The sequence below is a fragment of the Shewanella sp. SG44-6 genome, assembly GCF_014164185.1.
GTDB lineage: Bacteria > Pseudomonadota > Gammaproteobacteria > Enterobacterales > Shewanellaceae > Shewanella > Shewanella vesiculosa.
In genome coordinates this window covers 1-8,465 of sequence record NZ_JACJER010000165.1, presented here as the reverse complement: position 1 = coordinate 8,465, position 8,465 = coordinate 1, and the positions used below count along the sequence as shown (strand labels likewise).

Below are 8,465 nucleotides of genomic sequence, written 5' to 3'. Positions count from 1 at the left end.
AACATTGTTGGTTTAGTGGCCATAGCTTTATTGTTTGGTGCCAGTTTACTTAGGCTCGGGCCGCGCAAATTTTTAAGCCGTTTGATGATTAACCTCAAATCAGTGTCACATCCACATGATCACGGCCATCCATCAGACATTAAAGCGCCACATCATCATGACTCAGCATCGACACATAAACATCATCATTAATCTATTTAATCGCTAATGATGACAATATATTTAAGGGGGCCGCTATGTGTATTTTATTTATTGCCGTTGAGGCGCATCCCGACTACCCCTTAATTATTTGTGCAAACCGTGACGAATTTCATCACAGAGCAGCTGAACCAGCGTATCGCTGGCCAACTCATCCTGCCATTATTGCTGGGCAAGACAAGCAAGCTGGCGGCACTTGGTTAGGCATTAATGAGCAAGGCCAATTTGCAGGAATAACCAATATTCGCTCCATTGAACTGCAAAATGGCGTTCGCAGTCGTGGAGAATTAGTGGTTGATGCGCTAACAAAACAGCACGTTAATAGTCAATGGCTAGCTGAACACTCGGTTAATTATAATCCGTTTAATTTAGTCTTCGAACACCACAACCAACTCCTCTGCTTTAACAGTAAAACATCAACTACCACTAAACTCGAGCCTGGATTTCATGCGGTAAGTAACGGCGCATTGGATGATATATGGCCTAAAATGGCTAAAGGCCAGCAACAGCTGCAAACCTATATCAAGCAAATGCAGACACCTTGCATAGACCAATTACTCGCTATCATGCGAGATACCTCACAACCAAAGGATCAAGATTTACCTCAAACTGGTATTAGCCTTGAATGGGAACGTCTATTGTCTGCTATTTTTATCCAGCATGAAGAATACGGTACTCGCTCAACCAGCATAGTGTTGAAACATAAAAGCGGAAATGTACAACTTACTGAAGTGAGATATGATGGTAAAGCGCGTAATTTAGGTACTCAGCACTTTAGTATTAACTAACCGCAACAGGGTTAATAGATGAAACCTGTTGGCTAAAAATCATCACCTTTGACCTTACCAATATCCCAATCTAAGGTTAACTTCACCCTTAAGACAGACTTACTGCTCAATACCTCTCACATTGGCTATCGCAAACTGTGACCCACCCCGCATTACCACTAAGATTCAATATAAGACTTAGCTCAAGTGCCTTTATTCCACTAGGCAACATTCATTTTTACAACCTAGATCAAGGTTATTTGATCATGAACATTGCATAATTCGCCTGTTGCTAATTTACCACCGGAGGACACGCCTTGAAGCAGCCCACTCAGATTAGTTGGGATCAGTCGATGATCGAAAAATACAATTACAGCGGTCCCCGTTATACTTCTTACCCGACCGCACTAGAGTTTGACGATGCCTTTACTGAGCAGAATTTACTGACATCCATTCAAAACAGTAAATCAGACAAACTGTCGCTTTACGTACATATCCCTTTTTGCGCTAAGCTTTGCTATTACTGTGGTTGTAATAAAATTATTACTCGCCACGCACACAAAGCCGATCAATACATTGAATATCTGGCCACTGAAATTATTAAACGTGCACCATTATTCAAAAATTACACCGTAACCCAAATGCATTGGGGTGGCGGTACACCTACATTTTTAAACCCTGAACAAATTCTAAAACTGACCGCACTGATTAAAGAACACTTTAATTTTGCAGATGTGGGTGAATACTCTATTGAAGTCGACCCTAGAGAAATCGAGCTGAGTATGCTTGATACCTTAAAAGAAGCTGGGTTTAACCGAGTGTCTATTGGTGTACAAGATTTTAATAAAGCTGTACAGGTTGCCGTTAACCGTGAGCAAGACGAACAATTTATTTTCGACTTAATGGCTAGAGCAAAAGAACTCGGGTTTGTGTCAACTAACGTTGATTTAATTTATGGATTACCGCTACAAACTCCCGAAACGTTTGCTAAAACGATAGCCCGAATTATTGAGCTTTCTCCCGATCGTCTATCTGTCTTTAACTATGCACACTTGCCATCGCGTTTTGCGGCGCAGCGTAAAATTAAAGAAGTCGATATGCCATCGCCACAACAGAAATTAGATATGCTGCATCAAACGATTGAATCGTTAACCGCAGCAGGTTATCAATTTATTGGTATGGATCATTTTGCCAAGCCCAATGATGAGTTAGCAAAATTACAAAATGCCGGTAAATTACATCGTAATTTCCAAGGTTATACCACCCAAGAAGAATGTGACTTACTTGGTTTAGGTGTGTCATCTATTAGCCAAATTGGCGATTGTTATGCCCAAAACCAAAAAGACATTCGTCCATATTACGAAGCGATTGATGCTAATAGTCATGCTTTGTGGAAAGGGTGTAGTTTAAATCACGATGACGAAATTCGCCGTGCGGTAATTAAACAAATTATCTGCCATTTTGATTTAGACATGGCCAAAATTGAACAAAAATTTGCGATAAACTTTGAAGAATATTTTGTGGAAGATCTCAAACTATTACAAACTTTTATCGATGATAAGCTCGTCAATATTACTGATAGAAAACTCACAGTAAGCCCGACCGGTCGGCTACTTATTCGTAATATTTGCATGTGCTTTGATGTCTATTATCGTCAAAAAGCCCGTCAACAGCAGTTTTCAAGAGTAATTTAACTCACTGTTTATACAAAGTAGAATACAAAAATAGCCAGCATTTGCGGGCTATTTTTATTCATACTCGCTATTTACTTGGCTTTTTTAGCGTATAACGCTTTGCGGTCACTGTCAGACATAAAGGCCATTTCAACACCATTACGTTGCAATATCGCCAGTTGACTATCACTGAAACCCATTTCAGATTTAACCACGCGATATTCATGCGCGATATCAATAGCGCTCACACCTGGGTCATCGGTATTAAGACCAATCAATACACCTGCATCCATAAATTTACGCAGTGGATGAACATCATAATCTTTAACGGTAGACGTATGTAAGTTGCTAGTTGGACATGACTCAATTCCAATACGATGCTTAGCCAAATACTCCATCAACTTAGGATCATGAATCGCATTCACGCCATGACCAATTCGTGTCGCACCCAGAACGTTAATGGCTTGCCACATACTTTCAGCACCCGCGGCTTCGCCAGCATGAGCTGTAATGTGTAATCCTGCGTCTCGAACACGCTTAAAGTGCTCAGTAAATAAGTCCCCAGGAAAACCAAGTTCATCTCCGGCTAGGTCCATCGCGACAATGCTGTCACGATGAGCAAGTATGCCTTCAAGCTCTAAGCGACATTTTTCTTGTCCAAATGAACGCGACATAATACCGATCAGGTTAATCTGAATATCACGCTCTTTTACACCGGCACGTACGCCATCGATAACGGCTTCAACGACACCTTCAATGGGCAAATTATGATTCATCGCCATGTAATATGGACTAAAACGCAACTCAGCGTAATCTAAACCTTGTGATGCTGCATCAATAACATTCTCATAGGCAACACGTTTCACAGCATCAAGATCAGCTAATACTGCCACCATCCAATCGAGTTTCTTGAGAAAATCCACTAGATTGTTTTCTTTACCTTGGATTTGCACAAATGGCGCAAGCTCTTCAAGCGAATTAGCGGGTAGCTGAATACCGTGTTGATGGCCTAATTCCCAAATGGTTTTTACATTAACATTGCCGTCTAAATGTCGATGCAAATCAACCAGCGGAATGGTTTTATCTATCATAATTAACCCCTATAAACTTACCCTGCCGTTAGTTTAGTTTTGTCGGTCAGAGAATAGCACTAAGTTTAACATGTATTGATATAAATTCTGATGACCAATATTTTTATATGGAATCTATGACAGCAAAAAAACATACTTATTTGTGATGTGTTTTTTATGCTTAAATCGGGCATACTCTAATGCTGACAAACAGATTAAAACATCAAGGACTATCGATGCGCTTACTGATCCTACCGGTACTGATAATGTTAAGTTTATCGGCTTGTAATAGCTATACGCCGACGACTCAAGTTAATGAATCAATCGTAGGCCAACAGACACTGATAGCGCCAGATTTGCAAGTGATTATAGACCAGAGTTGGGCTCTTAATTTAGCCTATTCTCCAGAGTTAGCCGCCAGTTTAGGTGATGCGACAGCAGCAGGAAAGCTTGACGATTTATCTGCAGAAACCTTAGCAAAAAAAAACCAACAGACTGTCGAAATTCTCAATACACTCAAACAACTTGATCGAACACAGTTATCAAAATCTGATGTCATCAATGCCAAAATCTTGCAAGACCAGCTACAAAATGACGTCGATATGTATCATTTTCATGACCACTATTTACCTATTACGGCAGAAAGTGGTTTCCATGCTTACATCGCATCGATTGCTAAAGCGCGTTTCAGTAGTGTTGAGGATTATCAGCATTATTTAGCCAAACTTAAACAACTACCGCGCTATTTTGCTCAGCAAACATACTGGCTCAAACAAGGCTTAGCCAGTGGCATCACCCCAGCAAAAATCACCTTAAATGGTTTTGAAGACAGCATTAGCGCGTTTATTGTGCCTGTTGAGGCCAGTGGTTACTTTACGCCGTTTACCCACTATCCAGAGTATTTTAGCGCAGTAGAAAAGCAAGCGTTAACCAAACAAGGTCGGGAAACTGTTGAGCAAATTGTACTGCCACTTTATCAGCAGTTTTATGATTTTATGACTCAAGAATATATTCCCAATGCACGGGTAGATATTGCCGCCTCCGCCTTACCGGACGGTAAAGCTTTTTATCAAAACAGAGTAGAATATTACACTACACTGCCTATGACAGCAGATGAAGTCCATCAACTTGGATTACAAGAAGTCGCGAGAATAAGAGCAGAAATGGAACAAGTCATTAAAGATGTTGGCTTTCAGGGCAGTTTTGCTGAATTTTTAGCATTCTTACGCACCGACCCACAGTTCTATCCCAAAACGGCAGATGAGCTACTTAAAGAAGCAGCGTTTATTGCCAAAAAAGCCGATGCCATATTGCCTAAGTATTTTGGAAAATTACCCCGCACCCCTTATGGTATTGCGCCAGTGCCCGCAGAAATAGCACCTAAATATACTACTGGGCGCTACTCTGGCTCAAACCGTGACGACGAGCCCGGCTATTATTGGGTCAATACTTATGCCTTGGATAAACGACCACTTTACGAGCTAGAAGCATTAACGTTACATGAAGCCGTTCCAGGGCATCATTTGCAAATTTCACTCAATAAAGAACTCACTGACTTACCCAATTTTAGGCGTTACAGTTACATCTCTGCATTTGGTGAAGGTTGGGGTTTATACTCAGAATATTTAGGTGTTGAAGCAGGGTTTTATCGAGACCCTTATAGCAACTTTGGCCGTTTAACCTATGAAATGTGGCGGGCTGCGCGACTAGTTGTTGATACAGGCATGCACGCTAAAGGTTGGAGTCGCCAGCAGGCGATCGACTTTATGGCCAGTAATACAGCCCTTTCAATGCACAACGTCACCACGGAAATCGATCGCTATATTTCTTGGCCGGGCCAAGCGTTATCATACAAAATTGGTGAATTAACTATAAAACGTTTACGCGCTAAAGCTGAGAAAGCATTAGGAAAGGATTTTGATATCAGGAAGTTCCATGATGCAATTTTAGAAAATGGCTCCATCCCAATGACGGTACTAGAGCAAATGGTTGATCAGTTTATCACTCGCCAGCAGGCGAATATAGAAGAGACAAGCAAGGTATAAATTAAACAAACACTCAGAAATTAAATATTATTTTAGATTCAAACATACTGGCTTAATCACAATGCATTACATGAAATTTTCATCAGAATTAAAACTCGATACCAGCGAACAGCGACACTTTTGGCAGCAAGTACAGCAATCGAGTTTCTGTACTCCTGATAATATAAACATTGCCTATGCAATGGTCGAACACCCCAATAAGCAACGCGCTATCGTGATCAGCAATGGCAGAGTTGAATCTTATTTAAAATATCAAGAATTGATGTTTGATTTGTATCAACAAGGATTCAGCGTTTACGCTTTAGATCATCGAGGCCAAGGCTTATCAGATAGACTCACCCATAATCCATTTCAGGGTTATGTAGAAAACTTTAGCGATTACACTGCTGACTTGGCTCAATTTATCGAGCAAATAGTTAGTCCACAACAGCATGATGAGTTATTTTGTATCGCCCACTCAATGGGCTGTACCATCGCAAGTGATTACCTTAATCAATACCCACAAACATTTGCGGCAGCGGTATTTTCAGCACCAATGTTTGGTATACGGCTACCGTTTGCGAAATCACTTGTCCATTGGTTAGCTCAAAAACTTGATAACAATCGCCTTGAAGCAGGTAAAGTGCACAGTACGTTTGTGCTTGGTGGTACTCACTACAAACCCGATAGCTTTAAGCGAAATCTTCTCACTCATAGCCAATATCGCTACCAGCACTATCGCAACGTGTTTGAGGAAAATCCTCAGGTGCAATTGGGCTCGCCCACGAATCATTGGTTACTTGAAGCAATGAATGCGGCGCAGAGCACGATTAGCTATGCTAAAAACAGCCAAACCCCGATATTAATCTTGCAAGCTGAAAAAGATAGGATTGTATGTAACGAGTCACAAAATCAAACACTCAGTAATCATTGTCACAAAGTCGTCATTGAAGGCGCGTATCACGAGGTGTTTATTGAAAGTGATAAAATGCGTAATATTGCGCTTTCTTATGCTATCGATTTTATGGCACAACACTCAAAGATAGCTGAGTCTTAATCAATTGAATGATGTCGTCATTATCTAATGGCCTACTAATAATATAACCTTGGAACCAAGTACATTTTGCGTGTGTTAATAAATTAAGTTGCTGCTTATTCTCCACCTGTTTAGCCACCACAGGGAAATTTAATTTAGCTGCAAACTCAATAATAGCATTAACAATATTGAAGGTTTCAGGGTTAAATTCAATGTCTTCAAGGTAAACGGCTGCTAGTTTCACTTGTGAAAAACGAATACCTTGCAGCAAATAGACAGCACAAGATCCGCTGCCAAAATTATCCATCGCAATATTGATACCAAATCGTTGTAACTCAGCAATTTTGTTTTTAGCGACACTCGCATTTACCACAAACACATCTGCCGCTAACTCAAATTGAAGTAACGATGGAGATATTTGTGCTGCGTTAATTCGATTCATTATCACATTAGCAAAGTGATCTTGATGAAAATGGCGTGAAGATATATTTAACGACATTATAGGAATAGTTGCATTAGCTTGTTGAAGTGTTTTAATCATTTCACAAACTTGATCTAACGCCCACAACTCTAACTCAAAGATACAGTCAGACAACTCAGCAGATGTAATAAACTTGCGTGGGCTAATGTAGCCATACTGCGGATGATACCAACGCATCAAAACTTCTACACTATTGAGCTGTCCAGCCTGGTCGACAACGGGTTGATAGACTAAAGACATTTGCTGATTATGAATCGCAAGCTTCAATTCGTTTTGTAATTTAAATGGTTGAACCTGATGCTGAACAGATTCAGATTGATAAATAGCACAACCATTAGAACGGCTCTCTTTTGCTTGTTCTAAAGCGCTGTCGACACGAGCCAGTAATACTTGCGGCTCTAAAGACTCAATACCATCAAAAACGACTAATCCAATCCGAGCAGTAATGGATAAATTTTGATCTGAAATAGTAAAACTACGCCCAATCAACTGTCTAACTTCGCTTGCCAATGCTAGCGCACGCTTATTTGCTTGATCGATATCATTACCAAAGTTTTTGACTAAAAAGACAAATTCATCAGCGCCAAGGCGTGCAACTTGGCCAACACTGGAAAAAGTAGCTGATAACCTTGCCGCTATCTGCATTAATAATCGGTCACCAAGCTGGCGTCCCAAGCCATCATTAATTAATTTAAAATTATCTAAATTAATCATCAACAGTGCAGAGAACTGGCCAGTTTCACGACTGAAAACTTGTAGGTCGAACAGTTGATCAGCTAATAGGTCACGATTAATGATATCCGTAAGGCCGCTATGACTTTGTTTTTCATTGGTAATTGATTGATTTTTAACATCATCAGAAACATCTGTTATCGTACCAATAATACGCAGTGGTCGACCGAGTTCATCCCACTCAACAATTTTCCCACGATCAAGAATCCAAATATAACGGCCATCTTTATGGCGTAAACGGTAAACACTCTCATAATATTCATGTTGATTCTGAATATAATTCTGTAGTGTATTTAAAACCTGTGCTTTATCATCGCGATGTAAACGAGATTCCCACACAGAATAATCATTATCGAGCTCATAAGGCTGATAGCCTATGATATCTTTCCAACGATCAGAAACAAACACATCACCAGTAGAAATACACCAATCCCAAATACCATTACGTGCCCCCTCAACAGCAAATAGCCAGCGTTGCTCAGCG

The 8,465-nt window shown here is 40.3% G+C and carries 6 protein-coding genes and 1 pseudogene; 5 read left to right on the top strand and 2 right to left on the bottom strand.

Features of this window, described 5'->3' with window-relative positions; genetic code table 11:
- The 3 genes and pseudogenes from H5185_RS22795 to hemN form a co-directional block, all read left to right on the top strand.
- Window positions 1-192, top strand: a pseudogene (locus H5185_RS22795) (metal transporter); the annotation flags it as partial.
- 44 nt (window positions 193-236) lie between these two features.
- On the top strand, window positions 237-986 hold the full coding sequence (locus H5185_RS19760; RefSeq protein ID WP_182742947.1) for an NRDE family protein: 750 nt from the start codon (window positions 237-239) through the stop codon (window positions 984-986).
- A 296-nt stretch (window positions 987-1,282) separates the two neighbouring features.
- Entirely contained in the window at window positions 1,283-2,659 is a 1,377-nt protein-coding gene (hemN, locus tag H5185_RS19755) for an oxygen-independent coproporphyrinogen III oxidase (protein ID WP_182742946.1), read from the top strand.
- 71 nt (window positions 2,660-2,730) lie between these two features.
- Here hemN and add read toward each other — a convergent pair whose 3' ends face one another.
- Window positions 2,731-3,729 carry an adenosine deaminase gene (gene add / locus H5185_RS19750; protein WP_182742945.1) on the bottom strand — a complete coding sequence of 333 codons (999 nt, stop codon included), beginning with the start codon at window positions 3,727-3,729 and terminating at the stop codon, window positions 2,731-2,733.
- A gap of 215 nt (window positions 3,730-3,944) precedes the next feature.
- Here add and H5185_RS19745 point away from each other — a divergent pair, with 215 nt between their 5' ends.
- Together H5185_RS19745 and H5185_RS19740 are read left to right on the top strand one after the other, a co-directional pair.
- A complete protein-coding gene (locus H5185_RS19745; protein WP_182742944.1) occupies window positions 3,945-5,753 on the top strand; it encodes a DUF885 family protein in 1,809 nt (602 codons plus the stop codon).
- A gap of 61 nt (window positions 5,754-5,814) precedes the next feature.
- A complete protein-coding gene (locus tag H5185_RS19740; RefSeq protein ID WP_182742943.1) occupies window positions 5,815-6,789 on the top strand; it encodes an alpha/beta fold hydrolase in 975 nt (324 codons plus the stop codon).
- On the opposite strand, the gene H5185_RS19735 is transcribed toward H5185_RS19740, so the two are convergent.
- A partial coding sequence (locus H5185_RS19735) for a bifunctional diguanylate cyclase/phosphodiesterase (RefSeq protein ID WP_182742942.1) occupies window positions 6,755-8,465 on the bottom strand: 1,711 nt, incomplete at its 5' end. The two genes, H5185_RS19740 and H5185_RS19735, sit on opposite strands and share 35 nt — an antisense overlap.

What these genes read in the sequence shown, in the direction of transcription:
- H5185_RS19760 (WP_182742947.1), top strand. Translation starts at nt 237, where the DNA reads ATGTGTATTTTATTTATTGCCGTTGAGGCGCATCCCGACTACCCCTTA.
- add (WP_182742945.1), bottom strand. Translation starts at nt 3,729, where the DNA reads ATGATAGATAAAACCATTCCGCTGGTTGATTTGCATCGACATTTAGAC.
- H5185_RS19745 (WP_182742944.1), top strand. Translation starts at nt 3,945, where the DNA reads ATGCGCTTACTGATCCTACCGGTACTGATAATGTTAAGTTTATCGGCT.
- H5185_RS19740 (WP_182742943.1), top strand. Translation starts at nt 5,815, where the DNA reads ATGCATTACATGAAATTTTCATCAGAATTAAAACTCGATACCAGCGAA.